20 protein-coding genes, 1 other RNA gene and 2 pseudogenes are annotated in these 25,646 nt (G+C 67.5%); 3 read left to right on the top strand and 20 right to left on the bottom strand.

What is annotated here, in order from left to right; translation table 11 throughout:
• Positions 1–78: 78 nt before the first annotated feature.
• Together ABT057_RS21695 and ABT057_RS21690 are read right to left on the bottom strand one after the other, a co-directional pair.
• On the bottom strand, positions 79–249 hold the full coding sequence (locus tag ABT057_RS21695) for a type 2 periplasmic-binding domain-containing protein (RefSeq protein WP_352344812.1): 171 nt from the start codon (positions 247–249) through the stop codon (positions 79–81).
• On the bottom strand, positions 237–512 hold the full coding sequence (locus ABT057_RS21690) for a type 2 periplasmic-binding domain-containing protein (RefSeq protein WP_352344810.1): 276 nt from the start codon (positions 510–512) through the stop codon (positions 237–239). Before ABT057_RS21690 ends, ABT057_RS21695 begins: the two co-directional genes overlap by 13 nt.
• A 533-nt stretch (positions 513–1,045) precedes the next feature.
• Between ABT057_RS21690 and ABT057_RS21685 the strand changes: the two genes are divergently transcribed.
• On the top strand, positions 1,046–2,317 hold the full coding sequence (locus tag ABT057_RS21685; RefSeq protein WP_352344808.1) for a PucR family transcriptional regulator: 1,272 nt from the start codon (positions 1,046–1,048) through the stop codon (positions 2,315–2,317).
• A gap of 194 nt (positions 2,318–2,511) precedes the next feature.
• Positions 2,512–3,105: a response regulator transcription factor gene (locus ABT057_RS21680; protein WP_352344806.1), complete on the top strand. Its 594-nt coding sequence runs from the start codon at positions 2,512–2,514 to the stop codon at positions 3,103–3,105.
• A 518-nt stretch (positions 3,106–3,623) separates the two neighbouring features.
• Here the strand turns inward: ABT057_RS21680 and ABT057_RS21675 are convergent.
• The 14 genes from ABT057_RS21675 to ABT057_RS21610 all read right to left on the bottom strand — a co-directional run bounded on the left by ABT057_RS21675 (position 3,624) and on the right by ABT057_RS21610 (position 20,935).
• On the bottom strand, positions 3,624–4,886 hold the full coding sequence (locus tag ABT057_RS21675; protein ID WP_352344804.1) for an MFS transporter: 1,263 nt from the start codon (positions 4,884–4,886) through the stop codon (positions 3,624–3,626).
• A 419-nt stretch (positions 4,887–5,305) separates the two neighbouring features.
• Positions 5,306–5,542, bottom strand: coding sequence for a cytochrome C oxidase subunit IV family protein (locus tag ABT057_RS21670; protein WP_352344802.1), 237 nt, complete (start codon positions 5,540–5,542; stop codon positions 5,306–5,308).
• A 3-nt stretch (positions 5,543–5,545) separates the two neighbouring features.
• On the bottom strand, positions 5,546–6,136 hold the full coding sequence (locus ABT057_RS21665) for a cytochrome c oxidase subunit 3 (RefSeq protein WP_352344800.1): 591 nt from the start codon (positions 6,134–6,136) through the stop codon (positions 5,546–5,548).
• The gene (locus tag ABT057_RS21660) at positions 6,133–6,849 is read right to left on the bottom strand and encodes a hypothetical protein (RefSeq protein WP_352344798.1); all 717 of its coding nucleotides are present in this window, start codon (positions 6,847–6,849) and stop codon (positions 6,133–6,135) included. The genes ABT057_RS21665 and ABT057_RS21660 overlap by 4 nt, the downstream gene beginning before the upstream one ends.
• Positions 6,850–7,063: 214 nt before the next feature.
• Complete coding sequence (locus ABT057_RS21655) at positions 7,064–8,068, bottom strand: DUF4331 family protein (RefSeq protein WP_352344796.1); 1,005 nt, start codon at positions 8,066–8,068, stop codon at positions 7,064–7,066.
• 446 nt (positions 8,069–8,514) lie between these two features.
• Positions 8,515–8,763 carry a hypothetical protein gene (locus ABT057_RS21650; RefSeq protein WP_352344794.1) on the bottom strand — a complete coding sequence of 83 codons (249 nt, stop codon included), beginning with the start codon at positions 8,761–8,763 and terminating at the stop codon, positions 8,515–8,517.
• A gap of 353 nt (positions 8,764–9,116) precedes the next feature.
• The gene (locus tag ABT057_RS21645; RefSeq protein WP_352344792.1) at positions 9,117–10,055 is read right to left on the bottom strand and encodes a catalase family protein; all 939 of its coding nucleotides are present in this window, start codon (positions 10,053–10,055) and stop codon (positions 9,117–9,119) included.
• 291 nt (positions 10,056–10,346) lie between these two features.
• Positions 10,347–11,852 (bottom strand): GMC family oxidoreductase, encoded by a 1,506-nt coding sequence (locus ABT057_RS21640; protein ID WP_352344790.1) that lies wholly within the window; start codon positions 11,850–11,852, stop codon positions 10,347–10,349.
• A 536-nt stretch (positions 11,853–12,388) separates the two neighbouring features.
• Positions 12,389–13,261 carry a LysR family transcriptional regulator gene (locus ABT057_RS21635; protein WP_352344788.1) on the bottom strand — a complete coding sequence of 291 codons (873 nt, stop codon included), beginning with the start codon at positions 13,259–13,261 and terminating at the stop codon, positions 12,389–12,391.
• Between the two features lie 731 nt (positions 13,262–13,992).
• Positions 13,993–15,147 carry a D-alanine--D-alanine ligase family protein gene (locus ABT057_RS21630; RefSeq protein WP_352344786.1) on the bottom strand — a complete coding sequence of 385 codons (1,155 nt, stop codon included), beginning with the start codon at positions 15,145–15,147 and terminating at the stop codon, positions 13,993–13,995.
• A 169-nt stretch (positions 15,148–15,316) separates the two neighbouring features.
• Positions 15,317–16,108, bottom strand: coding sequence for a M15 family metallopeptidase (locus tag ABT057_RS21625; protein WP_352345089.1), 792 nt, complete (start codon positions 16,106–16,108; stop codon positions 15,317–15,319).
• Positions 16,109–16,173: 65 nt separating this feature from the next.
• On the bottom strand, positions 16,174–17,313 hold the full coding sequence (locus tag ABT057_RS21620; protein WP_352344784.1) for an MFS transporter: 1,140 nt from the start codon (positions 17,311–17,313) through the stop codon (positions 16,174–16,176).
• 534 nt (positions 17,314–17,847) lie between these two features.
• Positions 17,848–19,278 carry a ricin-type beta-trefoil lectin domain protein gene (locus ABT057_RS21615; RefSeq protein WP_352344782.1) on the bottom strand — a complete coding sequence of 477 codons (1,431 nt, stop codon included), beginning with the start codon at positions 19,276–19,278 and terminating at the stop codon, positions 17,848–17,850.
• A 178-nt stretch (positions 19,279–19,456) separates the two neighbouring features.
• Positions 19,457–20,935 (bottom strand): M1 family metallopeptidase, encoded by a 1,479-nt coding sequence (locus ABT057_RS21610; protein WP_352344780.1) that lies wholly within the window; start codon positions 20,933–20,935, stop codon positions 19,457–19,459.
• Positions 20,936–21,400: 465 nt separating this feature from the next.
• Here ABT057_RS21610 and ABT057_RS21605 point away from each other — a divergent pair, with 465 nt between their 5' ends.
• The gene (locus ABT057_RS21605; protein WP_352344778.1) at positions 21,401–22,171 is read left to right on the top strand and encodes an alpha/beta hydrolase; all 771 of its coding nucleotides are present in this window, start codon (positions 21,401–21,403) and stop codon (positions 22,169–22,171) included.
• Positions 22,172–22,501: 330 nt separating this feature from the next.
• Here ABT057_RS21605 and ABT057_RS21600 read toward each other — a convergent pair.
• The 4 genes and pseudogenes from ABT057_RS21600 to ABT057_RS21585 all read right to left on the bottom strand — a co-directional run.
• Positions 22,502–22,840: pseudogene (locus ABT057_RS21600) on the bottom strand (Fe-Mn family superoxide dismutase); the annotation flags it as partial.
• 547 nt (positions 22,841–23,387) lie between these two features.
• An RNA gene (rnpB, locus tag ABT057_RS21595) (RNase P RNA component class A) lies at positions 23,388–23,792 on the bottom strand.
• A gap of 115 nt (positions 23,793–23,907) precedes the next feature.
• Positions 23,908–24,654 (bottom strand): annotated as a pseudogene (locus ABT057_RS21590) (DMT family transporter); the annotation flags it as partial.
• Between the two features lie 52 nt (positions 24,655–24,706).
• Positions 24,707–25,534, bottom strand: coding sequence for an AraC family transcriptional regulator (locus ABT057_RS21585; protein ID WP_352344776.1), 828 nt, complete (start codon positions 25,532–25,534; stop codon positions 24,707–24,709).
• Positions 25,535–25,646 lie beyond the last annotated feature (112 nt).

Raw genomic sequence — 25,646 nt, 5'->3', positions numbered from 1 at the left:
GCCCGAAGCCGATCCGTTGACGGTGACGGCCATGGCCGTCACCGTCGTGTCCATGTTGGCCACCGCACCGCTCACCGCCTACGCCAGCGCCTCGCTGCTCGCCAGGCCTTCTGACGCCGCCCGCGGATCCTGTAACAAGGTCATGTCGCTCAGATCCTCGACATGCACCGCCTTGGGCTCCGCGAACGGATGCTCACTGGACAGCGCCACTCCCCGGGGTTCCGGGAAGAGCGGGATCACCTCGAACATGCCCTCCGGCAGCGGCAGTCGCACGTAGACGCGTCGCCCCGCCCGTCGAGCAGGAAGTCGACCTGGTCGGTGATCGAGGTGCGTACGAGGTCGATATCGAGGTGCGGCGCCATCCGGGCGAACTCCCGGACGATGGGGGTGACGACGACACCCGGCACGAAGCCGATGGTGAACTGGTTCACCTCCCGGCTCGCCGCCCGCACGAAGCTGCACTCCTCGGCCACGGCCACGAAGCAACGCACCCGGCGTAAGTCGAGGCCCATGAGGCTCATCGCAGCCGCGCCATCACGGCATATGCCGAACCGGCCTCAGAGTCGAACAGATAGGCATTGGCGGGGGCACCCCTGACCGATCCACCATGGTCAGATCGGTGAGAAGAGCGGGAACAGCCGCCGGAGCAGTTGCGGGCAACGCAACGCCCACCACACCACCACACCAGGACAGCCGGCGAGCGCCGCGAATCGGGGGTATTCACACCGTCAGCTCTGTCATATACACACCATTCCTGCGCCGCGAGACCGTCGCCGATCGGGAACAGCCGCGGGGCGAACGGACCCTGAGCGCGTCAAACGCGGACACGGTCACGCGACCGTCCACCCCCGGGAGCACACCCGCGTCTTCGGGTATCGACCTCGCATCCCACTGCGGAGCCGATACCCCCCACGAAAGGAACCACCATGGGATTACGCCGGCACCGTGGCAGGGCCACGCCGTGTACCGAGCACACCCCGACCGCTGCGGCATGCGACGGCACGACAGCGTGCTCGCTTCACTTCCCGGTGCGCGCCTGTACCCGATGACTGACAGCCCCTCCCGTGCCACCGCTGCGGCGGCGGTGCTGCGCGACGTCCTGCAACGTCTCGACGCCGACACCGTGGCCGAGCGCATGGAACCCGAACTTCGTCATACACCCGAGTACGTGCGCTTGACGCGTGATTGCGAAGACTCCGCTCTTCGTGTCTCGCTGCGTCGGCACGTCGGTCTGCTCCTGCACTGGATGGTGAGTGCTGCTCCCCCGGACGCATACGTCCTGTCGGAGGTGTACGAGCGGGCGCGGGAGCGCGCCGCCGCCGGACAGCCGCTGGACGGCGCTCTGCTCCTCCATCGCCGGGGCGCGCGCGTCTTCTGGGACGCCGTGCTCGGCCTGGCCACCGAGGAAGAACCCGCGCGGCTGGCGGACTGGACCGACGAGGGTCGGGGTCACCTCGACAGCTACCTCGACCTGGTCACGCGGATGTTCATCCAGGCCTACGCGGACCACGCCGACCTGCCGTCCGCACAGGGCGACCGCCGGGCGCACACCCTCTTCGACCGCCTCTGCGCCCACCTGCCCATCACCGTGGAGGACCAGGAGCGTGCCGCCCGGCTCGGCTTCGATCTGACACCTCCGTACGTACCTTTCGTCGTGCTGCTCGACAAGTCTGCGCCCGCCGAGCGCGCCGATCTGGCGGCCGGCCTGCGCACCGCCGGGGCCTTGGCCTTCATCGAGGATGTCCGCATCGTCGGCCTCACCGCTCCCGCGTTCGACTGGTCCGCGTTCCTGGCCGACCGACGCCTGCTCCTGGCACAGGATCTGCCGACCGGGCGGGCCGGTCTTCAGACCGCCGTCGACAGCCTGCGTCTGCTGGTCGCTGTCGCCTCGCGGGCCCATCGGCGTGGACGTGTCCGGGTCGAGGATTTCCTGCCCCAGCTGCTCCTGGCGAACTCTCCCGAACTCGCCGACGCAGTGGCCCGCCGGGTCTTCGGCCCGCTGACGGGCGGGGACAACGGCGAGCTGATGGCGACTCTCGTCTGCCTGGCCGAGAACCAGTTCGACAGCGCCTCGACCACGGCCGCCCTTCATATGCATCGCAACACCCTGCTGTACCGGATCAAGCAGATCGAGAAGCTCACCGGCCTCGATCTGCAAAGGCACGGCGACCGTGCGCTGGTGTGGCTTGCGGTGATGTGGGCGCAGGACGCTCCCCAGTCGGTCGGATCGAAATCCGTGCGAACCAACTGGCTGTCGGCTGCATCCAACGTCGCTGACCCCACAGGCACGTTCCCTTCAGAAAGCGGGCAGCGATGAGCAGCCATCCGATGGAAGCGCCGGCACGGCTGGTGCCGAGGCAGCGCCAGGCCGAAACGGACCGGCGACTTCCGATCGGCCCGACGACCACCGACCCGTCATCGAACAGGCGTCCGCGGGATGCCGTCAGACCGGTCCTGCGGGCACATGCCGGCGCCGGCGGGCAACTCCCCTCGGCCACAATCTCGGTGGCCGTGGACGCCACGGACCCGGTGACACACGCCGGACTGGCGGCCGGCCTGAGCCGCGTTCCGAAGCTGGCGCTCACCACCGTGGCCGAGGCAGACGTCGTCGTGGCGGCCATCCACACCGCCGACAACTCCACACTGGAAGCCCTGCGCAGTCTGCCCATGCCCGCTCCGGCACGGATCGTCCTGGTCGTCAGCGACGGCTGGTACGCCGACCTCACCGTGGCGGCCCAACACGGGGTCCGCGCCGTGCTCTGGCGGGCCGAAACACAGCCGCAGCCCCTCATCCGCGCCGTACTGGCGGTCGCCGCCGGCGAAGCACTGCTGCCCTCCGCGGTACAGGGCGAACTCCTCGACCAGGCCGACCGCCTCCAGCGCAACGTACTGACACCCAAGGGACTGACACCGTCCGGCCTGAGCACCCGCGAGATCGACGTGCTCCGACTGATCGCCCAGGGCCTGGACCTCGCCGAGATAGCCGACACGATGTGCTACTCCGAACGCAACATCAAAAAGATCCTCTACGGCGTCATCAACCGCCTCGGACTACGCAACCGCGTCCACGCCGTCTCCTACGCCATCCGCCACAAACTCATATGAACCCACCCAGTGAGCCGTGTGCATCGTGAAGTTGCAGATTGCGGGACTGGTGTGCGTGAGCCTCGGAAGGCTTGTGTTGGTCGCGGGCGGAAGACTTCGGCCAAGGTCACCGTGCCGAGCACGCGCCAGTTCTCGAGGTGGGCGAAGCCGTGCTCGACCGGGCGCGGACCGAGGCCAGTGCCGCGTCGGAAGGTTCTGACCGCGGGTCAGGGGCCGGTTCCGGGCGGCCTTGCAGCCTGTGATCACCGCCATACCGATACGGCGTTGAATGCGTATCGGGGAGCCGTCGGGTAGTACGGTTCCGCCCCCTTTCGGGCGATCTACCCGACGGGCAGCGCCCGCCACCGTGAGCCGATCTTGTTCAGACGGCCGCGTATCAGGTCGGCGAGACTGTTCAGGGTGACGCTCGACAGCGGCAGGCGGGCGATGCAGAGAAGTTCGTCGGGGCCTCGGTGTGAGCAATTTTCCTCACCCTGCGGTCGGCTTCCCCATAGGAAGTTCCGAAGAGGTTCCCCGCGTTATTGCGGGAGAGCGGCGGCGCTTTCCGGCTGCTCGGACGGGTCGCCTTGACCGCGGAACGACAGCAGGCTTGAGGGAAGAAGCCAGAGGCAGGCAAGTGTTCCGCCGATCGCGCCGACCCACAGCGCCACGGGGATTCCCGCGGTCGCGGCGAGGACGGCGCCGGTGACCGCACCCAGCGGCCGGAGGCCGAAACTCACGGTCTGGTAGGCACCCCGTGTCTGCGACCGGAGGTGAGGGGGCACCACGAGCGCGAACACCGAACCGACCGAGATGTCCTGAACAGACTCCCCGACGCCGCCGAGCAGTGTCGAAGCCAGGACCAGAGCGAACACGAGGCCACCGGTGGCGCCGACGGCGGGGATCACGAGGAGCGGAGCATGCGACAGCACGCAACCGACCAGGAGCATCCGGCCCAGACCGATGCGGCGGGCGAGCCGGGAAGCCAGGGCCGCGCCGGCGAGTCCACCGATGGCCTGCACGCTGAACACGAATCCGATCTGGGCGCTAGAAAGGGCCAGCTTGTGGACGTAGTACCAGACGAGAACCGACAGGAAGACCATGTTGAAGAAGTTGCCGGTGGCGGTGACCGAGAGGGCCGTCCTGATCAGCGGATTTCGCCGGATGAAGGCCAAGCCGGGCCGGCGGTCGCGACTCTGCGGGGAGCCGGGCTCGTGGTGTCGCCCACCCGGGCGCAGCCGGAGGAGGAACAGGGCGGCTGCGACGGCGGTGGCGGCGTCCACGCCGACCGCTGCTGGTACCCCCGCGAGCTGGACCAGCAATCCGCCGACGGCAGGTCCGGCCAGGATCGCGACGGTTTGACCCGTGTAGGAGGCCGCCTGCCCGGCCACGTAGAGCTCGGGCGGCAGGGTGGTGGCGAATAGGCCGCTCTCGCTGACATTCGACAGCACCGAGCACAGGCCGATGACGGCCAGGATGATGGCCAGTTGGGTGAGCGTGAGGACGCCGAAGGCTGTTGCGATCGGCACGCTGCTCAGGATGACGACCCGCAGGAGGTTGGCGCCGGCCAAGAGCCTGCGGTGATATCCCGTTCGGTCGGCGAAGGAGCCGGCCGGTATGGCCAGAAACAGGCTCGGGAGCCAGATCACGGCCGACAGGACGGCGCTTTGGACGGCGTCGGCGTTCAGGACTTCGATCGCGGCCAGCGGCAGGGCCACCGAGGAGATGGCATCGCCCAGGGCGGCCAGAGTGGTGGCGGACCAGAGCTTTCTGAATGCGGAATGGCGCAGCGGCGCCGGCACCGAAGGACGTGGGGCCCGCAAGGTGATGGATTCCGTTTCTGGCGATGGCGGATACGACGCGGGGTGTGCGACCGCTCCGGCGTAAGCAAAGGGAAGCCGGAGCGGTCGATCACTTTACCAGGAGTGCTGCTTCTTCATTTTCTTCACCTCCACATGTTCATGGACTCCTCTCCGTAAGGGAGTCACCGGGAAAATCATTGAGGAAGTCGGCGAATATCGCCAATGCCGATACCGTCGTCACTGATGCCGGATCGGCATTGGCCGAATTGCGATTCCCCGCGCACGCCAATGCGGCCCTGCGGAAATGAGACTCCGCTGGGCCGGACAGGCAAATTCCGAACCGCCGGTGGAATTCGGCGAATCGGGTCGTCACCACGTGAACGCGCCTGCGGGCACCGCGCACCGGGGCGCGGTGTCCTTCAGAGGATCAGGTAGAGCGCGAGCAGAGTGGCGCCCGTGGCCACGACGTAGACCTCGAAGGCGCCGCGGAGGGCCGTCGGGGCGTTGCGCAGTTCCATGAAGTGCAGGCCGACCAGGCGTACCTTGATCAGCGCGATCGCCACGACCGCGCAGCCGATCGTGGTCGACGTGCTGCCTTCGATGCCCAGCAGCCAACTCGACAGCGTGGCCAGGACGAGTGCCGTAAAAACCCACATGTGTCACGCCACCAGGTAGAAGAGCGGGAAGAGGACGAGCCAGAGCAGGTCCACCATGTGCCAGTACGCGGCCGCCCCCTCGGCGACCAGCAGTCCGCCCCGGCTCAGGGTCGGCCGACGGGACAGGACGATGAGGACCGTCAGCGCGCCCAGCCCGATCGTCAGGTGGGCCAGGTGGATGCCGGTGAACACGAAGTAGTACATGAAGAAGTCGTTGCTGGTCGGTGTATGGCCGTCCTGAATCACGAGCGCGTATTCGGAGCCTTTGAGGGCAGCGAACCCGAGCGCGCACAGGAGCGCCCATGGCAGTGTCCGTGCGGGCCTGCCGGATCGCAGCTGCTGCAGCCCGCGAGCCACCAGCGCTGAGGCGGTCAGCAGGAGCAGTGTGTTCAGCAGTCCCAGGTCTGGATGGAGGGCCTGCTGGGAAGCCCGGAACATCGTCGGGTGCCGGCCGTGCAGCACCGCGACGAAGCCGAAGAACACCGAGAACATGATCATGTCGCCGAAGAGGAAGATCCAGAGACCTGGCTCGCCGGGGATGTGGCGGTGGTGCTGGGGTGCCGAGGACTCGGTCTCGGTTGCGGTGACGGTCATGCCACAGGTTCGAGGACGGCCGGGGCTCGGTCGTCGTCCACCCGGCTCGCGGCCCGCACCATCAGGTACGTCATGACGAGGAACCAGGCGCCGAAGGCGCTGGCTGCGACCCAGAACGAGAGGATGCCGTTCCAGGCGAAGGGGCCGGTCTTGAAGAAGGTCAGCAGGATGCTCGGCAGGAAGAGGAAAGCCATCCAGAAGTTCAGGTACGCCGACCAGCGTGGCAGGAGCGGCGTGGGGCGTTTGTCGGCCAGGATCGCGACTCCGACTACGGTGGCCTGCCCGATGGCCGGAAAGGCGTTCATGACCAAGGTGATCCAGGCCAGGTCGTTGAGCGCCATCGTGATGTCGGGCGAGCGGTCCGGCCGGTAGGCCGTCGCGGTGAAGATCAGGACCGGTACGAAGATCGCTGCCACGTTCGCGGCACCACAGACGAGCTGTATGGCAGCCAGCGGCTCCAGCCGTGAGTCGATACGCCGGATCAGGCTCGACAGCGCTGCGACGAAAGGTGCGGTCACCACTGCGCCGACAAGCATGACGACGAGGCCGGTACGGATCGAGTTGGCGTGGTCCGTATAGAAGGCCGCTACCCGCTCCGCCGACCAGCTCGGCGCCATCGGCGGTATCCAGTGGGCGATCAGCAGGGCGGCGAAGAACAGCGCGATGAACAGGTAACCGAAGCTCGCGCAGACGGTCAGGATTCGGCGGGACATGGAGGAATCTCCTGGTTCCGGAAGAGACGGGTACGGAGCGGGCTTCGCTGCTCGGACCTGAGGACGTGGAGGTGGGACTGCCGGCCCGGCGGTCGACCTGGGGAAGGCCACCGGGCCAGACTCTTTGGGTGCGCCGGACACGGGAAACGCGAGTTGAGTTCCCGCTCCGTGTGGCCAGGTTGGGGTTTGATGTCTGGCCGATGACTTGCTGGCGTCAGGCCGGTTCGCCCAGGTACGGGAACTCGGCGCGCAGCGTCCCGGTGGCGTCGTCGGCGTCCAGGCCCATGTCGACAGGAGCGTTCAGCACGATCTCGAACATCGCTTCGGGAGCGGACTCGGCGAGTCCCCTGCCGTTACGGGACTTCGCACCGAAACCGGCTTCGGTGCCCACCTGGTAGCGCAGGACGTCGGGGAAGATGATGTCCCGCGTCGCGGCGCCGTAGCCCTCCGGGTCGGAGTGCGTGTCGTTGGCGGACACGAGACCCGCGACCTTCCGGAGTACGAGGTCTCCGTAGTTGGCCAGGTCATCACGTGGATCAGTAGCGTTGTAGTCGTCGAAGCCGGCCTCGGTGACATCGAACAACGTGCTGACGAGCGGTGTCGCGCACCGGTTGATCTGCAGCCAGCCGCCGTGGTGGTCGTCCAGCGCGGTGGTGGACCAGAGGCCGATCGTCTCCGATCCGATGAGCTCGTCCGGTACTTCGAGGACGATGGCGGTGACGTTGGTACCGGCGAACAGGTTCGAGGCTCGCTGCGGGTCGAACGCGGAGAGGTCCACCGGCGCGCCACTTCGGAGCGCGGTCAGGACCGCCGTGACGACGGTGCCGTCGAGGTAGAACGGATCTCCCGCCCGGCCGACGAAGGCTTTGACGCCGTCCGGCGTGGTGACGATCTCCTCCGTCATGCCCGCTGCGACGAGAGCCCCTGAGGCGTTGCGGTCGGTGGCCTCGGCGCCGGTGAGCCGCTCCAGGACCCAAGCCTGCCGGCCGTCCCGTTCGGGTGCGAGGAACTTGAACCGGAACGTCAGGTCCTGCACCGCGTCGTCGTCGGTGTCGATGTGGAACTCGTACAGCGCCTCGGGGTGGAAGCCCTTGTCGGCCGACACCGGGTTGGTGTTCATGACGAAGACGGTGCCGCTTTGCCCCTTGAACAGGTAGACATCGCTGATGTCCAGGCGGGGGTCCTGCTTTGCGGCAGCTGAATCCTGGTGATGGGACATTGATCGGCCTTCCGTGTGGGCTGAGCGGGACAGGGCATGGCGATGCCCTCGGCTCGGCAGTTGTTGTGTCACAGCAATCGGGATGTTCGGTTCTACGAACCTCAGTGGGCCGCTGCGGCGCCGGCCACCCCGATCGGTTGAGCGCTGCCCGCGGCTCGGCGTCCGTTCAGGTCTGACGCCGGGCCGCTTGCGGTGCGATGCCGCCACCGTCCGCACTCCCGCCGCCTGACCGCTCCGGCCCGACGATCGCCGTGCTCAGGTGCTCACGGTCGTCGCCGGGCAGCGGGTCGCTGCCACCGCGCCGAGGTCGACGTGGCTCACGTCGAACATCCTGACCCGGGCCGATCATGCGTCGCCAATGCCTATCCGATGGCCCTGTATGCCGGTTCGGCATCAACCTTCCTGCGGGGAGACCTGGACGGATCACGCGGGACCATGCCCCGAGGTCACGAGCCCGGTCCCGCAGATCGCTCCGGATCCGCGCCCGGCAGGTCGATCGCGGTGAGCGCCAGCGAGGAGACCGAGCCGCTGTGTGCGGCCAGGGTGGTGACGGACCAGTGCTCGCGTGTCGCTGTGGCTCCATCGGTATTCCTCGGCACCGGGCGGTCGTTCAGGTGGTTCCTTTCGGGCCGGGCCGCCCAGGGCAGGCAGTGCACCGCGAGGCGGGCAGGCGGGCGGTGGAGACGGAAGTGCATGGTGGCCGACTCCTCTGGCAGGGGCTGCGCGGAAGCCGGCCGCGTTCGGCGCCGGCGTCGGGAGGGCGGGCCGTCGACCGGACACTCGGACTCTAGGACGGGCAGCGATCCGTCCGGGCCGCCCTACGGGATCTTGGGTCCCAACAGACCATTTGGTCGTCCCTTTCGTACCTGTCTCGCCACGATCACCATGCGCTCGACAAGCCTGGGCTTCATCGGCGTCCGGCACGTGCAAGGCCAGTTGTGCCGCGGTCGTCGACGCCCCCGCGGGTCAACGACTTCGGGACTGATTCACCTGCATGGCGCTCCCCTTTATGGAGCGATGATCGGATGGAGCCTTTACAGACGGGATGTCAGGAGGTGACGTCCCGGTTTTGCCAGCTGAGTGAATAGGCCGCCCGGCGGGCACGCATCAATTCGCCGAGCGGTCGATGCTCCGGTGCTGCGATCCAGGGGTTGAAGCTGCTCTTCTCGACGGTCTCGGCGAACGCCTTGTCCGGCGACTGCCGAGGCAGACGCAGTCGTGCCACGGTGAGCCAGGGCGCGTCCCATCGGACCGAGGAGTCTTCGAGCGGCGTGCGACTCTCGTCCTCGAAGAACTGGGCTTGGAAGAGGAACTCCAGGTCGTCCTCCGCGAGTCGCGCATAGACGTCGGCGGCCAGGTTTTTGCGGGCTGCTTTGTTGATCTGCATCGAGGCGGCGCACAGCTTCAGCCGTGCCGCGTAGTCGCCGAACGTGATGGCCATGATGCTGAAGAAGTCATGCGTGGCGAATCCGCTGAACGGTTTCACCATGTCGCGGAAGTTCGCGACAGCGCTCCGTGTGAGCTGGGGCTTCGTCGCGGCCTTGCGAAGCGCGGCGCCGGGCGCGCTCGTGGAGAGATCGACGATCTGGACGACGTCCGCGCTGCCCCTGACCGCCAGGGTCTCCTGACTGACCAGGGTGAAGTTCTGCTCGACGGCGACGGACGACGACGTCGAGGCACCGAGCACCTTGATCGCGAACCCGCGGATGTCAGGAGCCCGGTCGACGGAGAAGTTTCCGTTGGACAGCCGAACCTGGGCCTCGAAGACAGCGGGAGCGGCGAATATGCCCTGCCGCGCGTAATCAGGAAGATCTTCTTCCACCACGAGGGCGGCCTTCAGGGCGGCCACTTGATTGCGGTGCAGCGCCCTGCCGTGGCCATGTTTTTTCAGACGTTTACGCTGCAGCTCAGTGAAAACTTGGGCCTGCTCCGCATGCTGGGTGCTCTCGTCGGGCAGAAAAACTTCGTGCCAATCAGTGCTCGGCATGTGAAAAACCTTCTCGATGTTCGGCCCTCTGTCGGACAGAAGGCGGTTACCGCCTGGCGCCGGTATCGGCGCCCTTGGACTTCAGCCCCGCCGTGCGGGCGTGCGGGATTGTGGCGCGTTCGCGCCGATGACGCCCGTACGAGGAAAACCGCGGGGCAGCCAGCAGATGAGTGCATAGATCACTGCTCCGACGAGCGTTTCATCCACCATCCGCCACAAGAACTTCACTATGACCGTTCCTTCGCATTCCGAGCCGCCGTGCGGCCATTTTCTGGGACTTCCAACGGGTACTCAGGGCCGTTTCGTATCGCGTCGGACGGTGTCCGCAGCCCGTTCGGCGACGGCCAGGACCGTCGCGTTGACTCCGGTGTTGGGGATGGACGGCATCACCGAGGCGTCCGCGACACGCAGACCGTCTACGCCGTGCACCTTCAGGTCCGGGTCTACGACAGCTAGGTCGTCCATCCCGATCCGACAGGTGCCGACCGGGTTGTGGAAGCTCGCCGCGTTCCCGCGGACGTAGCTGACGAGGTCGTCTCCCTTTCCCGGAGCGGTCTCCCGTGCACCCCACTGACGCCAGGCCGGCATGCGGCCGATCTCGCGCGCTATGTCGAGGGCCGTGAGCATGGCGGACACGTCACCGCTGTCGGCGAGGTAGTTCGGGTCGATCAACGGCAGCCGGTCCGGGTTCGAGCTTCTGAGCCGAACCGTCCCCCGGCTTGCGGGCGCCGTGTGAGCGAAGGCGACCGTGTGTCCGGACTCGGGTGTCGCGACGTCGGCGACGTCCGCCGGAGCGTCGAGCAGCATCAGCTGGACGTCCGGAAGGGCTGCAGCGCCGCTGTGCACCAGGGCGCTGACCGTACTGAAACCAAGGCTGGTGGTCAGTTGCCGCTCCGCCGCGTAGACCACGGGGCACAGCAGGTGATCGTGGAGGTTGGCACCGACGCCGGGGAGATCGGCCAGCACCGGGACGCCGACAGCACGCAGATGCGCTGCGGGACCGATACCGGAGAGCAACAGCAGGTGTGGGGAGCCCACCGTCCCGGCGGCCACTATCACCTCGGCGCGCGCCTCGGCTCGTTCCACCGTGCCAAAGGACGTGTATTCCACGCCGGTGCAGCGTCCGCGCTCGATCAGCAGGCGGCTGACGCCCGCCTCGGTTGCCAGGTGCAGATTGGGCCGGTGCAGCGCCGGGACGAGATAGGCGTCCGCGGCGCTCTGCCTGCGGCCGCCCGCCCCCGCCAGATCGCACCAGAAGGCACCGTGCTGACGTTCACCGTTGATGTCACCGGTGAGATCGTGACCGGCCTCGGTGAGTGCGTCGAGGAAGGTCAACGACGCATTGTCGAGCTGGGTCGTCGGCGCCGCCCACACCGGCCCGGTGACGCCGCGCAGGGCGGGGTCGCGGCCAATTGCCGTCTCCGTCCGGCGGAAGTACGGGAGCAGCTCGGGGTAGCTCCAGCCCTTCGCGCCGCTGTCCGCCCATCCGTCGTAGACGGCTCGGTGCGCGCGGACGTGCATCATCGCGTTGATCGAACTCGATCCTCCGAGGACCCGTCCGCCGGGCCAGTGATGACTGCGCGACAGCGTCCCGGGCTGGGGCGTCGTCCAACGTGACCAGATGATCTCCTTGGCCGTGATGAGCGGGAAGCCGACCGGCAGGTGCATGGCCGGCGGCCCGATCGCGGAGCCGGTCTCCACGAGGAGCACCTGCGCCGCCGGGTCTTCGGACAGGCGGGCCGCGACGACGCAGCCGGCCGTGCCGCCACCGACGACCACATAGTCGTAGGCAGTCATCTCTCGCCTCCTACCGGTGCCTGGAAGCGGGGCACCGGCGGGGTGGGCCCCGCGTGGGTGACTGTCCGTGCGAACTGGGCGGTACCTGGAGGTTCGTCCTCAGTCCGTCGGCTGGTCAGCCCGACGGGGCTCCGGCTCCGGCGCGTCACGGCATCCGTCAGGGGTGCATGGACACCTGTTGCGGCGTCATGCACGAGCAAGCCGCGACGACACATTGTCAAAACCTTTTCCGTCAAGCCGATTTCCATTCTCCGCCGAGCATTGCGGGCCCACGACTCGTCCCGCCAATGCCGATTGCGGGAACCGTCATGCCGATCGGGCATGACGTCAGTACACAGTGCTTCTGCTCACTCTCGCCCCGCTTGGCGGTGAGGCGATTCATCCGCATTGCGCGAAGGACGCGCGGGCCAACCCTCAGGCAGGTTTTCCAGACACCTTCCAGCGGAAGCCCCAGGCCCTGCCGGAGGACAGCACAAGTCCGAATAAGGCGTAGTTCTGCGGCAGCAGGTGTGCTCGACCGCCGCCCGCCGACACCTCTATGCCGAACCGAGGGCCTCGATCACGATCTTGGCGAACTGGTCAATGGACGGCATCTTCCGATTCTTGGCGTACGCCAGCGCCACCATGCGCGGGGCGACCCCGGTCAGCTGGACGTAACGGATGTCGGGGCGACGGTAGAAGTCGGCGAGGCCGGCCGGGACCACGATGAACCCGGTACCGGACGCGACGGCCTCCAGGCTCTCCTCGATCGAGGTCGGCCGATCGTCTTCCCGGCGGTTGCGCACCTCTGTCGCGTCGACGTCGGTACCGCGCCACTCCGGTACGTCATCGGAGTCCTGCAGCAAGCGGTACGGCGTCAGCTCCTCGATGTCGAGGATCCGCGCCTGCGCCAGCGGATGCTCGTCGGAGAGAGCCGCAACGCGCGGCTCGGGGAACAGGGGAACGATCTCGAAGGTGTCGACCGGCAGCGGCAGCCGGACGAAGCAGACATCGACGCGGCCGTCGAGCAGATAGTCGACCTGGTCGGTGGGCGTCGTGTGCAGCACCTGCACATTGACCTCCGGTGCCAGCGCCCGGAACTGCCTGACGATCGGTGTGACTATGACCCCTGGCATGAAGCCGATCGTGAAGTGGTGCCCCTCACGGCTGGCGAGGCGGACTCGCCGCTGCAGAGCCAGCGATGACGCGAGCAGCGGCCGTGCGTCCTCCAGCAACTGACCACCGGCCGGTGTGAGCGCCGTACCCAGCGGGCCGCGTTGGAGCAACGACGCTCCGAGATCGTCCTCAAGGGCACGGATCTGTCGACTCAGTGCGGGCTGCGTCATGTTCAGTCGTTCGGCGCCACGCACAAAGCTGAGCTCTTCGGCAACCGTCACGAAATAGCGGAGACGCCGGAGGTCGATATCCATGGCGTCATGTTAGCCACGCTGCTTTTCCTGTCGAACTGCCGTCCGCAGAAACGCCTTGGACTTCGGCGATGCCCAACCGGCATGACTTCTTCGCGAATCGGCATTGGCGTTAGCCGGCATCCGTGCTCATGATGGACTGACATAAAGCAGCCCCCGATCGACGACCGACGGAGGGTCCTCTGGTCATGCATCCCAGCGACGTGGCCGCACTTGGCGTCGGCGTCAAAGACTGCTGGTCGATGCGGAGCTGAGGGAGTACCGCCCGGTCATCGGACCGGATCGGCCGGGGAGATCCTCTTCCCGATCGCGGTCGCATGCCATCGGGACCGCATGGTGCTCGCGGTCCGTTCAAGCGCGACGCCCTCCCGGATCCGTGGCTATTCTCGGGTATTCGCAGGACGATGCCCCAGAAATTCAGCGAAACGGCGGCTCTCCAAACTCCAGGTCCGGTCGCTTCCAGAGCCGATCTGCTCACCCTGATTTCCGGGTCGCCACGGTCGGCATCACCATTGCCGATTTGGAGTGCCATGATGCCCAATTGGCATCATGGCAGTGCGTGGACGCTTCCGCTGACGCGCCTGCCGTACACGGGTGTCCGCCGGGCTACCAGCGCCTCGCGGTGAGAAGACCCGCCCTCCTCCCGGCTCGTGGGGGCGCGTGCCCCGGTGACCGGTGAGAGACGTCAGGAGCAGGAGCCCGCCCGGGAAGGCAGCAAACCGACGAGGCTCGGATCACCTGAGCCCCGTGCTCCGCCGCAGCGCGGCATGGAGCAGACGATCCACCAGGTCCCCGTACCCGATGCCACTGGCCTGCCACATCTGCGGGTACATCGAGACGGGGGTGAAGCCGGGCATGGTGTTGATCTCGTTGATCACGAACTGTCCCTCCTCGGTGAGGAAGAAGTCCGCACGGACCAGACCCTCGCAGGAAGTCGCCTCGAACGCCTTGACGGCCAGTCGGCGCACCTCACCGGTCTGGCTCTCGGTCAGCGCCGCAGGCACCACCCCGGGGGTGGATTCGAGGTACTTCGCCTCGAAGTCGTAGTACGCGTGTGCGCCGGGTACCGGGATCTCGGCCGGCACACTGGCCCGCGGTCCCTCGGGGAACTCGAGCACGCCACACTCGATTTCACGGCCCTGCACCAGGGCCTCCACGATGATCTTCGCGTCGTGCCGGTGCGCCTCCGCGATCGCGTCCTCCAGCCCCTCCCGGCCTTCGACCCTGGTGATACCGATCGAAGAGCCGGCGCGTGCGGGTTTCACGAACAGCGGCCAGCCGTACCCGCCGGCGAAGCCGCTGATCCGTGCCAGGACGCCCGTCGGGTCGGACTGCCACTCCCGGGGTCTGATCACCAGGTACGGCCCGACCGCCAGGCCGAACGAGCTGAACACCCTCTTCATGTACTCCTTGTCCTGGCCGATCGCCGAGGCGAGAACGCCGGCGCCGACGTAGGGGATGCCGGACAGTTCAAGCAAGCCCTGCACAGTGCCGTCCTCGCCGTACGGTCCGTGCAGTACGGGGAAGACCACACCCGCTTCGCCGAGGACCTTGGGTTCCGTGCCGCGTTCGCTGAGGACGACAGTCCTGTCGGTCGGGTCGACGGAGACGACGACGTTGCCCCGGTCCGAATCCGTGAGCTGCTCGACCGTGGGCTGCCGCCGGTCGGCCATCGTCATGCGGTCGGGATCGTCCGCCGTCAGGACCCAGCGGCCATCGTGGGTGATGCCGACAGGCAGGACGTCGTACTTCGTCCGGTCGATGGCCCTCAGAACGGCCCCCGCGGTCACCACGGAGATGCCGTGCTCTGAGCTGCGGCCGCCGAAGAGGACCACCACCAGCGGTCTGCGGCGCGATCGGGACAGAGGGGAGGCGGATGGTTCGGTCATGGTTTCTGCTTCCTTCACTGCGCGACGCGGGAGATTACCGGGGCATGGAGAGAATTCGAGCGCTCGGTCCGGACTTTGGCGATATCACTGACGGCAGGCGTGCGGCGCCGGCATTCCGGTCGGGAAGACGACACCGCACGCCGATGGACCGAATTCCTCGGTTGTTCGGTCAGCTGGTCAGTGAGGAACGGGAGACGGGGAAGTCGAAATAGGTGGACGGGAAGGGCTCGGCGGCGAAGGTGAAGTGCCACCATTCCTCGGCGAGATTCACGAACCCGAGAGACTCGAGCTCGTTCTTGAGCAGCAGTCTGTTGCTGTGCTGAACCCCCACGATGCGCGGGTCCAGAGTGTGCGCAAGCGTGTCGAAGCAGTCGTATCCGGTGCCCATGTCGATCGAGTTGTCCGGGAACCTCTGCGCTGCCGGTGCGTAGCACGGCTCAAGCTTTTCCCCGGGAACGTAAGGAGGCGTCGAGTGGGCCGGCAGCTTCACGAGCGTGAGGTCGATCGTGCTGCCACGACTGTGTCCCGACTTCGCCGCGATGTACCCGTCGGCGAAGAGGTTGGCCTTGTCCACCTGCGGGTAGAACTCGTCCTTCATCTTCAGGTCGGTCAGGTCCTGCGCCCACTCGACGAACTGGTCCACCGCTCGCTGCGGCCGGTAGCAGTCGTACACCTTCAGCGTGTAGCCCTGCGTCAGGAAGTAGCTCTCGGCCTTGGCCAGAGCCTTTGCCGTCGGGGCGGTGACGATGCACAGCGGTTCGACATAGCCGTTTATCGGTGTGCCGACGAAATTGTGGGCCGTGCTGTATCGGATGTCCTGCAGAATCGCGGGGGCCACATCGTGGAGCGCCACGAACTCGGCGGGTGCCTTGCTTTCTGTAGCGGCCTGCGCGGAGACGGTTGTACTCGTCACCGTGACAAGGACGGCCGCCAGAAATGCCAGCACCACTGGGACGCGCATACGCGCGTTGTCGATTATCACGATGCCGTACTGAACATGACGCGGGACACAATGTCACCTGTCTTTCACAGATCTTTACTTGATATATGGGCGGTAAATTTGCCCACACGCGCGAACGGGGTCAGCGAGAGCGCCATGACGAAAACGCCGAAGAACAGGGTGCAGTGCAGAAGGCCGTATTCGCCCACGAGTAAACCCGTGACCAGTACCGGAACACACATCGCCGTATAAGTGATGGTGTAGATGGCGGCCATGAGCCCCGCCCGTTCCGTCGCGAGTACGTTCGCTGTCACCAGCCGGACGCCGCCCTGGAACGCGGGGCCGAATCCCGCACCGGCCACCGCGGTCCCCACGTACAGGGCTGTGGAGGAGTCGAGGTGTGCGGCCATCAAGGTGACGGCCACTCCCGCCGTCAGAAGCAGTGAGCCGCCCAGAGCCGTTCGGCCGGCATCGGCGCCAAGGGTCAGCAGCACGGCGGGGACCGCGCTGGCGGTCAGCAGGGACACGATCAGGCCGTCGGCGGTCGCCGATCCCGATCCGGTGATGCCCTGGACCAGATCGGGCCCCAGAGACAGATAGAAACCGCCCAGGGCCCAGACAGCCACGAACACGGGTGCGGTGACGAGGAGGGCGCGGCGACTCGACCGGGGGGCGCGGATCCGTGGTCGCAGTGAAGGCCAGGCTCCCGGTCTCGGCGACCTCGACTCCGGAAGGAAGGCCAAGCCGAGCGTCTGCACGGCCATCACGCTGAACAGCAGCGTGTACACGCTGCTGAGGTGAGCGGGAACCAGGTCCATGAGCAGGCTCGTGCCGAGCGTCCCCAATGCCATGCCGATGAGCGGAGCGATGCTGACGAACAGGGGGCCCCACCGCTTGGTCACGTCGAGCAGGGCCGCACCCAGTGCACTCGTCGCGGCACCTGTCGCCAGACCCTGGAGCGTCCGGGCGAAGATCAGCGAGGTCACACCGCCGGCCTGCAGGAAAAGCAGCATGGACAGTGCTTCGAGGGCCAGAGCTCCGGCGATGACCGGCCGCCGGCCGACATGGTCGGAGAGCGCGCCGACGGTCAGGAGCGCGACCAGGACGCTCAGACAGTACACGCCGTAGACCACGGTGACCGTGCCGGAGGAAAGGTGCCAACTCGTCTGGTAGACGCGGTAGAGCGGGGTGGGCGCACTGGAGGCCACAAGGAACGTCGTGAGCACGGTGGATAAGAAGACAGCCGACCTCCGGCGAGTAGCCGCTTCGTAGGCCCACCTGCTGGGTCGTCCGACCCCTGCTTCGGACATGACATGAAGCTCTTCGAGCATCGCTGTTCGGCTCTCTGTACCGGAAGGGCGAAGGGAAACACGTGACCGGCATCCGCAGCGCGCAGGTCACTTGGCCGGTCCGCGCAGTCCGGAGTCATCGCCCCCGCGACGCGCTACGGCCGCCCGCGGAGTGCGGTACGCACCGGCAGGCAGGCCCGCTCTCATGACTCCGACGCTGTGGGCGACTCGACGGGCGTTGGTGCGGCCTCCCGCCGAGGGGATCGAGGGGAGGCCGACGTGAACCACCGTAGGGGACCGGATGACGCGCTCACAGCTGCCGTGGCGCATCGGGTACCAACAGGACCTCGTCAGGGCCCGAACAGACACTGTGGCACGTCAGACGTGATGGATGACCCGTCGGCAGAAACGCCGAAGGGCGGCTTGCCGAGTGCTTGAGCACGTCTTCGGCAAGCCGCCCCCGGGGTTGGGTCAGGTGGGCAGGTTCCACTTCTGGCTGACGGAGCCTGTGCAGCTCGAGATCTGGAGCTGGGTGAGGGCGGTGGTGTACTTCGCGGTGCCGTCGAGGCACTTGCCGGACTGCGGGTTGTAGATCGTGCCGTCGGCACGCCCCTGCCAGTTCTGACCGCCGGAGCCGTCACAGTCGTACAGCTCCACGACGGTGCCGCCCGCCGTGCCCCCGTTCTTGACGGCCATGCACTTGCTCTCCACCATGACCGTGCCGTTGAGGTTGAACGTGAACTGCTGCGAGTTGGTGTCGTTGCACCAGTACAGCTGGATCGGGTTGCCGTTCGCGGTGTTCCCCAACTGGTTGTCCACACACATTCCGGCGGAGTTGCTGATGGGGCCCGTCGGGTTCTTCTGGTTGGTCAGGGAGAACCCGCTGTTCGCCGTCAGCACCGCGTAGGACAGATCCGAGCAACCGAGCTCGGACGACTTCACTGTGGTCGCCACTTTCGAGTTGGCCGTCGTGGCCGCCGCCCAGCCACCGCCGAAGGAGTTCTGGAACTTGAGTCCCGTGGTCTGGAACACCGCGCCCTTGGTGCCCGCGCAGTACTGGCCCTCACCGGTCGCGGGATCGTAGTTCGTGTAGACCTCCATCATGTCCCAGCCGCCACCGGAATTGCTCAGCTTGCTGGTGTTGGCGCTCCTGAAGTAGAGCTCCCACTCATGCGTGTCGTAGTTGTAGAGGTACGAGGTCCACTCGTTGGTCGTCGCATTGGTCTGGAAATCCTGGACCGAGTACGACGGCCGGCCGTTCACCTTCTTGGTGTAGGTGTCCAGGAAGGCGGAGTCGACGACCGTGTACTTCGCCCAGCCCGGGCTTGCCGCACACCAGTCCCACGCCCCGACCCAGATGGTGCCGCCGTTGTAGATCGTGGTCATCTCGATGCAGGTGATGGCGCTCGGGTCCAGGGTCGGCGCGTAGACGGTGTCGTCGCCGACCTGGATCGAGAGGTTCACGCTGTGGGTGGCCTGTGCACCGCGCATGGTCCCGCCGGTGGGGAAGACGCCCCAGGCGTCGTGGGACTCCCCCGTCCAGGGGGATATGGCGTTGGTGGTGGCGTCTGTGGCGGACAGCGCCGGGGCGGACGACGCCGGAGCGGACGGCGCGTCCTCGTGGACGCCGACCGAGCCGAGGTGCCGAGAGGCGTTGAGCTCGGAGAACCGCCGGGTGACTTCAGCGGGCAGTGTCTTTCGGACCGCCGCCCCCGTTGTGCCGGGGACCACCCGCTCGCTGTGCCGGGCATCCGGTGCAGGTGAGCCGGAGTCCGGCTGGGCGGGAGCCGCCGCTTCGGTAGGCCGGTCGGGGGCCGCCGCTTCGGAAGCAGGTGTCCCGGTGGTCAGCGCCAGCACGGCGGCGACCCCCACCAGGGCAGAGCCCAGCTTGTATATGCGCACTACAAGTCCTATCTGGATGTACACATGTCGGTGCCCAAGTACGGGCCATGACTTGACCGTTGCGTTCGGCGCGGCCTGGGCGTTCGGGAGGTGGGAGACCCGGCGCGGCGGTCCGCTGCTCGCGGTGTCGCGCCCGGAATTGGAAGATGCGGGCCGCGGGCCGCAGCCCGCCGGCGGCTCAGTGCTCGTGCATGTCGTTCGTGGCCTCGATCTGCTTCCACGACTTGGGCTGAACCGGAAGAGAGGACCTGCGGGCCTCGGCGGGCACCGCCGGCTTGGCCGGCTCGAAGAGCCATGTGTCGAACAGCGTGCCCAGCTCCTTGCCGGACACCTCCTCGGCGTACCGCTGGAAGTCCGCGACCGACGCGTTGCCATAGGCGTGCTTCTGCGGCCACCCCTTCAGCACGGCGAAGAACGCCTCGTCTCCGATCTCGTTCCGCAGAGCCTGGATCGCCAGCGCCCCGCGGTCGTAGACGGCGATGTCGAACTGGTTGTCCGGCCCCGGGTCACCCGGCGCCACCGTCCAGAACGCGTCGTCGGCCGGGTGCAAGGCGTACACGCGGTCGGCGAGCTCCTGCGTCGTGCCCTGCCCCTCGTGCTCGGACCACAGCCACTGCGCGTAGCGCGCGAAGCCCTCGCTGACCCAGATGTCCTTCCAGTCGCCCACGGAGACGGAGTTCCCGTACCACTGATGGGCCAGCTCGTGCACGACCACCGACGGGTTGGGCCCGCTCGCGAACTGCCGGGGGCTGTAGAAGGGCCGGGTCTGCGTCTCCAGCGCAAAGCCGGTGGGCACGTCCGGCACATAGCCGCCGAGCGCGTCGTACGGATACGGCCCGAAGTACCCGCTGAGCCAGTCGGCGATCTCCCCGGTGCGCTCCACGCTGGCCCGGGCCGCCGCGTCCCTGTCGCCGAGGTTCTTGCTGTAGGCGTTGACGACGGGGACGCCGCTCTCGCTCGTCCCGGTCGTGATGTCGAACTTCCCCACCGCGAGCGTGGCGAGGTAGGTGGCCTGCGGCTTGTCCGACCGCCAGTGATAGGTCGTCCAGCCGCCCCCGGAACGCGTCGACCGGAGCCTGCCGTTGGAGACGGCCTGGGTGCCTTCCGGCACTCGCACCGACACGTCGTAGGTGGCCTTGTCCAGGGGGTGGTCATTGCTGGGGAACCACCACCAGGCCGACTCCGGCTCGTTGGCCGCGACCGCGCCGTCCGCGGTGCGCTGCCAGGTGGTGAAGCCGTACGCCTTCTTCGACGAGGGGGTCCCGCTGTAGCGCACCACGACGGTGATGTCCGTGCCCTTGGCCAGCCCCGTTCTGGGAGTGACCACCAGCTCGTGCTCGCCGGAGGTCGCGAACTCCACTTCGACGCCGTTGACCCGCACCTCGCTCACGTCCAGCAGGAAGTCCAGGTCGAACCGGGAGAGGTCCTGGGTGGTGCGGGCCCGCAAGGTGGCCGTGCCCTCCAGCTCGTCCGTGGCCGGCTGGTACTTCAACCGCAGGCCGTAGTGGGAGACGTCGTACCCGCCGTTGCCGTAGGCGGGGTAGTAGGAGTCGCCGATACCCGGAGCGCCAGGCGTGTAGGTCGCCGCGGATGCCGGGACGGCCAGCAGGAGCGAGGCGGTGGCGAGCGCGCCCGGCGCGATGACTCTGTAGTGCACTGAAGCTCCAAGTCATGGATGAAAGGCAGTGGTTCGGGCCTTGAGGAAACAGATTTTCGGCATGCTCACGTCGCCGTCCTCTCATGGTCGTCGTCGGGCCACCGGGAGGGCGTCCACCCCGTCGCGACCGTGCCCCTTCGTACCCGTCGTTGTGCCCGCACCACTGCTTGAGCGGCAGAAATTCAGCGCTGGAATCAGGGAATCCCGCCCCGCTCATGCCGGATCGACATGAACGGAAGCGGGATTGGCATTGGCGGACCGAAGAAACGGCCGCCATAGTCGATTTAGTGAAGCGCTGCAGGCCGCAACGAATACGGATTCCGTGTCCATGCGAACCACGACCGCTTCCCCATGACGATTCGCTGGAAAACTCGAGAGGGACAACACCAAATGAAGTCCACCGTTCGAATCAAAGCGCTGGCGGCTGCCGGGCTTGTGAGTGGCGCGATCGTTGCTTCGCTGGCCGTGACGAACGCGAGCGCCGTCACGACCAAGACGAACGATCACGCCGTCGCCTCGCAGACGGGGCACCGCGCGAAGCCGACGGTGGTCCTGGTCCACGGGGCGTTCGCCGACTCCTCCAGCTGGAACAGCGAGATCGGCTACCTGCGACGTCACGGCTACCCGGTCTACGCGATCGACACCCCGCTGCGCGGGCTCGCCTTCGACAGCGACTACGTCGAGGCTCAGCTCAAGACCATCAAGGGGCCCGTGGTACTGGTCGGCCACTCCTACGCGGGAGAGGTCGTCAGCCAGGTCGCCGCGAAGACGCCGAAGGTCAAGGCACTCGTATATGTGGCGGCTCTCATCCCCAAGGTGGGAGAAACCGCAAGTTCCCTGATCGGACAGTTCCCCGGGTCGCAGCTCGTTCCGGAGAACTTCCGCACCGTTCCCCTGCCCGACGGTGACACCGACGTGTACCTCAAGGCCGAAAAGTACGGGACCGTGTACGGCAACGGGCTGTCGAAGTCGGACATCAGTGTCGCCTCGGTGACTCAGGAGCCGATCGCCCTCTCGGCGTTCACCGACAAGGCCACGGTGAATCCGCCGGCGAGGACGCCGAAGTGGGCGGTCATCTCGACCGAGGACCACGCGGTGCCGACGGCCGCCCAGAAGTTCGAGGCCAAGCGAGTGGGCGCCCACATCAGCTACACGCGTTCGGGCCATGACGTTCCCTCGATCAGCCCGGAAGCGGTCGATCGCGCCATCGTCGCCGCCGCCGACTCCGTGCGCTGACCGAACCCTGTGGCGGGCGCCCGCTTGCTCGACGCGGGTCCTCCGGCCGCCGTGTCGTGGGCCTCCTCGCCGCCGTACCGGTATGGCGGTGACCCGCTTGCCGCGCAGGACGGTCAGGGACTCGCAGCCGCAGGCCGCGTAATCGACCTTGTCGGGGGCCGCGAGCGGTTCACCCGGTCATGGCCTTCAGGTGCCGCCGCCCGCGCTCCGCGCACGGCAGAAGGGCTCCCGCAAGCATCCGGCTTGCGGGAGCCCTTCGTCCTACCGTCTGCAAGTGAAGGTGGAGAGGACGATCAAGCGCAGGACGTCTGGGCCGACGCGGCTACGGCCTCACGGCCTGATCCGGAGGCTGTCGCCACGTTCCTTGGCGGCGGCGTAGCACCTGGCCACGTCCCGCCAGTTGACGACGGCCCACATGGCGCCGATGAAGCCGACCCTCTGGTTCTTGTACTGCAGGTAGAAGAGGGCGTGCTCCCAAGCGTCGAAGACCAGGACCGGCGTGGAGCCGCGGCCGACGTTGCCCTGGTCGTCGTAGACCTGCTCGACGATCAGCCGACCGCTCAGGGGCTCGACGCCAGAGTCTTTTGGGCCGGCCATGTTCTGCCGGTAGATCGAGTGCAGCATGTGCCCCGAGAGGTGGAAGGCCAGGTTCTTCTCCAGGCCGTTGATCCGGCAGTCGACTTACAGGCGCCCAGAGCCCGCCGCCGTGATCCGCCGCCGCGCCTTGCGCTTCGTCGCCGGGCGCAGGCACGACCCCTCAACCCCGCCCAAGAGGTGAGGTGGCACACGAGCCAAAGGGGAGAGCCTCACCACTACCGCATTCACGACAGACCTGACCGCCGCCCAAGGGTTCAGTCCGGCGTACCCCTCGACACCCCCGCGGGAACGCCGTTGGCAGCTGCCTTGACATTCCGCACGCAATGTCACCTATCGCTGCCCGGGCACGGCTCGCTGAAGGGCTCGCCATCGGTGCTCAGGTTCAGCCAGAGCAGGCCGACAAGGAGACATCTCGTACATGTACTTGAGCGTGCATCAGGTCCGAGGTGTCTGCTCCAGAACGACCCTGGACCGCATTCGACAACCGGAATGCCCGAATATGCCGCATGGACGGCAGACAAAAACGGCGATACCAACAGCTCGGATTCGCCCCGGATTCGACCCCAGGGGTTTGTTTAGTTGATAAACATAGCCTCTGACCTGCGGAAATATAATGCAGCAGACGAGTCGGGCTGTACGCCGGGTTCTGTCGCCCGGCTGCCTCGCGGCGGCCGGGGAGACGGCCATCCATCTAGGGCCGGCGTTGCCGCCGGCCTCGTGCGGTCTACCCGCGGACTCGGGCGGGCAGCCCTCGAACGTCCGCGCAGAGCACGTTTTACGGCGCTCCTTTTGACCTTGCTCCGGGTGGGGTTTACCTAGCTGCCCAGGTCGCCCTGGGCACTGGTGGTCTCTTACACCACCGTTTCACCCTTACCGGGGACCGAGGTCCCCGGCGGTCTGTTTTCTGTGGCACTGTCCCGCGGGTCACCCCGGGTGGCCGTTAGCCATCACCCTGCCCTGTGGAGCCCGGACGTTCCTCGGGAAGCCCCCTAGGGGGACTCCACGCGGCCGTCCGCCCGGCTCGTCTGCCGTGTCGACCATGTTACCGGGCGGCGGTCTCGCCGCGGACCAGCCGCCGTCGCCAGCACCGAGCCCGTCAGGATCAGGGCGAAGGCGACCAGGACGCCGGCCGTGAGGGGTTCGTCCAGGAAGACCGCTCCCGCGGCCACCGCGACCGCCGGGTTGACGTACGTGATGACCGTCGAGCGGGTCGGACCGATCTCCTTGATGAGTTCCAGGAAGGCGACGAAGGCGACGGCCGTGCAGACGACGCCCAGGGCGGCGAGGGCCGCCAGGACGGAGGGGGAGGGCAGGCCGGAGGGCCGGGTGGCGACCGCGGCGGGGGCGTAGACCAGTGCCGCCAGGGTCAGGCAGGGGGCGATGAGCTGGAGGGTGGGGACGTCCTTCAGGCGGCGGGCGGCTATCAGTGGGGCCGTCGCGTAGCCCACCACCGTCAGCCCCACCTCGGCCAGGGACTTCGCGTCGCCTCCGGTGAGGTGGGGGGCCATGAGGACCGCCACTCCCGCCAGGCCCACGACCAGGCCCGCCGTCCGCCGTGCGCCCAGCACCTCCCCTTCCCCGAAGAGGATGGCGGCGAGGACGCCGACGATCGGGACGCCCGCGATCAGCAGGCCGGCCGTCGAGCTCGAGAGATGGCGTTCGGCGTCGGTCAGGGTGAACCAGGGCCCCATGATCTCGATGACCGCGAAGGCCAGCATGGGCGCCCAGTGCGCCCGGACGGTGCGGAGCAGGCCGCCCTGGCGGATCGCGAAGGGGAGCAGGAGCAGGGCACCCACCGCGCAGCGCGTGAACACCACCGTCGACGGGGAGAGGTCCTCCACCGCCACCTTGATCAGCAGGTAGGGGATGCCCCAGATCAGTCCCATGAGGGAGAAGAGAAACCAGCCGCGTGCAGTCATGAGGCCACCATCGACCGCCTCAGTGCCCGCTGTCTTGAACGCTGTTGCGGTAGGCCGCCGGGGTCACCCCCAGCACGCGGCGGAACCAGCGGGTGAGGTGTGCCTGGTCCGCGAAGCCGACGAGCGGCGCGACCTCGGCGGGGCGCAGTCCGGCGTCCAGGAGAGCGCGGGCGCGGTGCACCCGGTGCTGGGCGAGCCAGGCGTACGGCGGTACGCCCATCGTCGTACGGAAGGCCCGCAGGAGCTGGTAGCGGGAGAGGTCCAGGTCGGCGGCGAGGTCGGCCAGGGACGGGGGTGCGAGGAGTTCGTCGGCCAGGCGGCCCTGGACCGTGCGGGCGATGCCCGCGGCGCCGGGGACGGTGTCGGAGGCGGGGCGGGCCGTGGAGTGGCGGCGGGCCAGGGCCGTGAGCAGCCAGGGGAGGCGGGACTCGGCCTCCAGGGGGTCGGGGCAGGCGCTGAGGTCGGTGTGGGCGGCGCGGAAGGCGGCGACAAGTTCCGGGTCGTCGATCAGCGGCTCGCGGAAGTGCGGCGGGCCGCCGAGGGTGCCGTCGGTGAGCAGGCCGGGGCCCGCGTACAGGGCGCGGTAGGCGTAGCCGTCGGTGGCGTTGCCGGGGCCGCCGGTGTGCATCTCGCCGGGGGCGAGGACGATGATGGCGCCGGGGCCGGTGCGGATGTGGCCGCCCCGGTAGCCGATGATCTCGGAGCCGCCGACGCAGACGCCGACGGTGAACTCGTCGTGGGCGTGCGGGGCGTAGACGTGTTTGTCGAAGCGGGCGGTGAGGAGGTCGAGCGGCGGGCCGCAGCGGCCCAGCCGGGCTCTGGTCCACGACGCCTGTTCACGGCTCACACCGCACCCCCTTCATGCCTCTAGGGCGTGTTTCGAAAGTAGCGTCGTCTGCCCGAAGGGCAGGCCTGGCGGCGTCTGGTGCGTGCGATCGCAAGGCGGAGGGTCGCCCCGA

The organism is Streptomyces sp. NPDC002588, from assembly GCF_040295925.1.
Taxonomy (GTDB): Bacteria; Actinomycetota; Actinomycetes; order Streptomycetales; family Streptomycetaceae; genus Streptomyces.
This window is presented reverse-complemented; position numbering and strand designations above follow the sequence as displayed.

Bases quoted from the DNA above. Each gene is read 5' to 3' on its own strand.
- ABT057_RS21630 (WP_352344786.1), bottom strand. From the start codon at position 15,147: ATGACCGAACCATCCGCCTCCCCTCTGTCCCGATCGCGCCGCAGACCG.
- ABT057_RS21645 (WP_352344792.1), bottom strand. From the start codon at position 10,055: ATGCCGAGCACTGATTGGCACGAAGTTTTTCTGCCCGACGAGAGCACC.
- ABT057_RS21685 (WP_352344808.1), top strand. From the start codon at position 1,046: ATGACTGACAGCCCCTCCCGTGCCACCGCTGCGGCGGCGGTGCTGCGC.
- ABT057_RS21695 (WP_352344812.1), bottom strand. From the start codon at position 249: ATGTTCGAGGTGATCCCGCTCTTCCCGGAACCCCGGGGAGTGGCGCTG.
- ABT057_RS21670 (WP_352344802.1), bottom strand. From the start codon at position 5,542: ATGTGGGTTTTTACGGCACTCGTCCTGGCCACGCTGTCGAGTTGGCTG.
- ABT057_RS21625 (WP_352345089.1), bottom strand. From the start codon at position 16,108: ATGCGCGTCCCAGTGGTGCTGGCATTTCTGGCGGCCGTCCTTGTCACG.
- ABT057_RS21690 (WP_352344810.1), bottom strand. From the start codon at position 512: ATGGGCCTCGACTTACGCCGGGTGCGTTGCTTCGTGGCCGTGGCCGAG.
- ABT057_RS21655 (WP_352344796.1), bottom strand. From the start codon at position 8,068: ATGTCCCATCACCAGGATTCAGCTGCCGCAAAGCAGGACCCCCGCCTG.
- ABT057_RS21660 (WP_352344798.1), bottom strand. From the start codon at position 6,849: ATGTCCCGCCGAATCCTGACCGTCTGCGCGAGCTTCGGTTACCTGTTC.
- ABT057_RS21635 (WP_352344788.1), bottom strand. From the start codon at position 13,261: ATGGATATCGACCTCCGGCGTCTCCGCTATTTCGTGACGGTTGCCGAA.
- ABT057_RS21640 (WP_352344790.1), bottom strand. From the start codon at position 11,852: ATGACTGCCTACGACTATGTGGTCGTCGGTGGCGGCACGGCCGGCTGC.
- ABT057_RS21665 (WP_352344800.1), bottom strand. From the start codon at position 6,136: ATGACCGTCACCGCAACCGAGACCGAGTCCTCGGCACCCCAGCACCAC.
- ABT057_RS21650 (WP_352344794.1), bottom strand. From the start codon at position 8,763: ATGCACTTCCGTCTCCACCGCCCGCCTGCCCGCCTCGCGGTGCACTGC.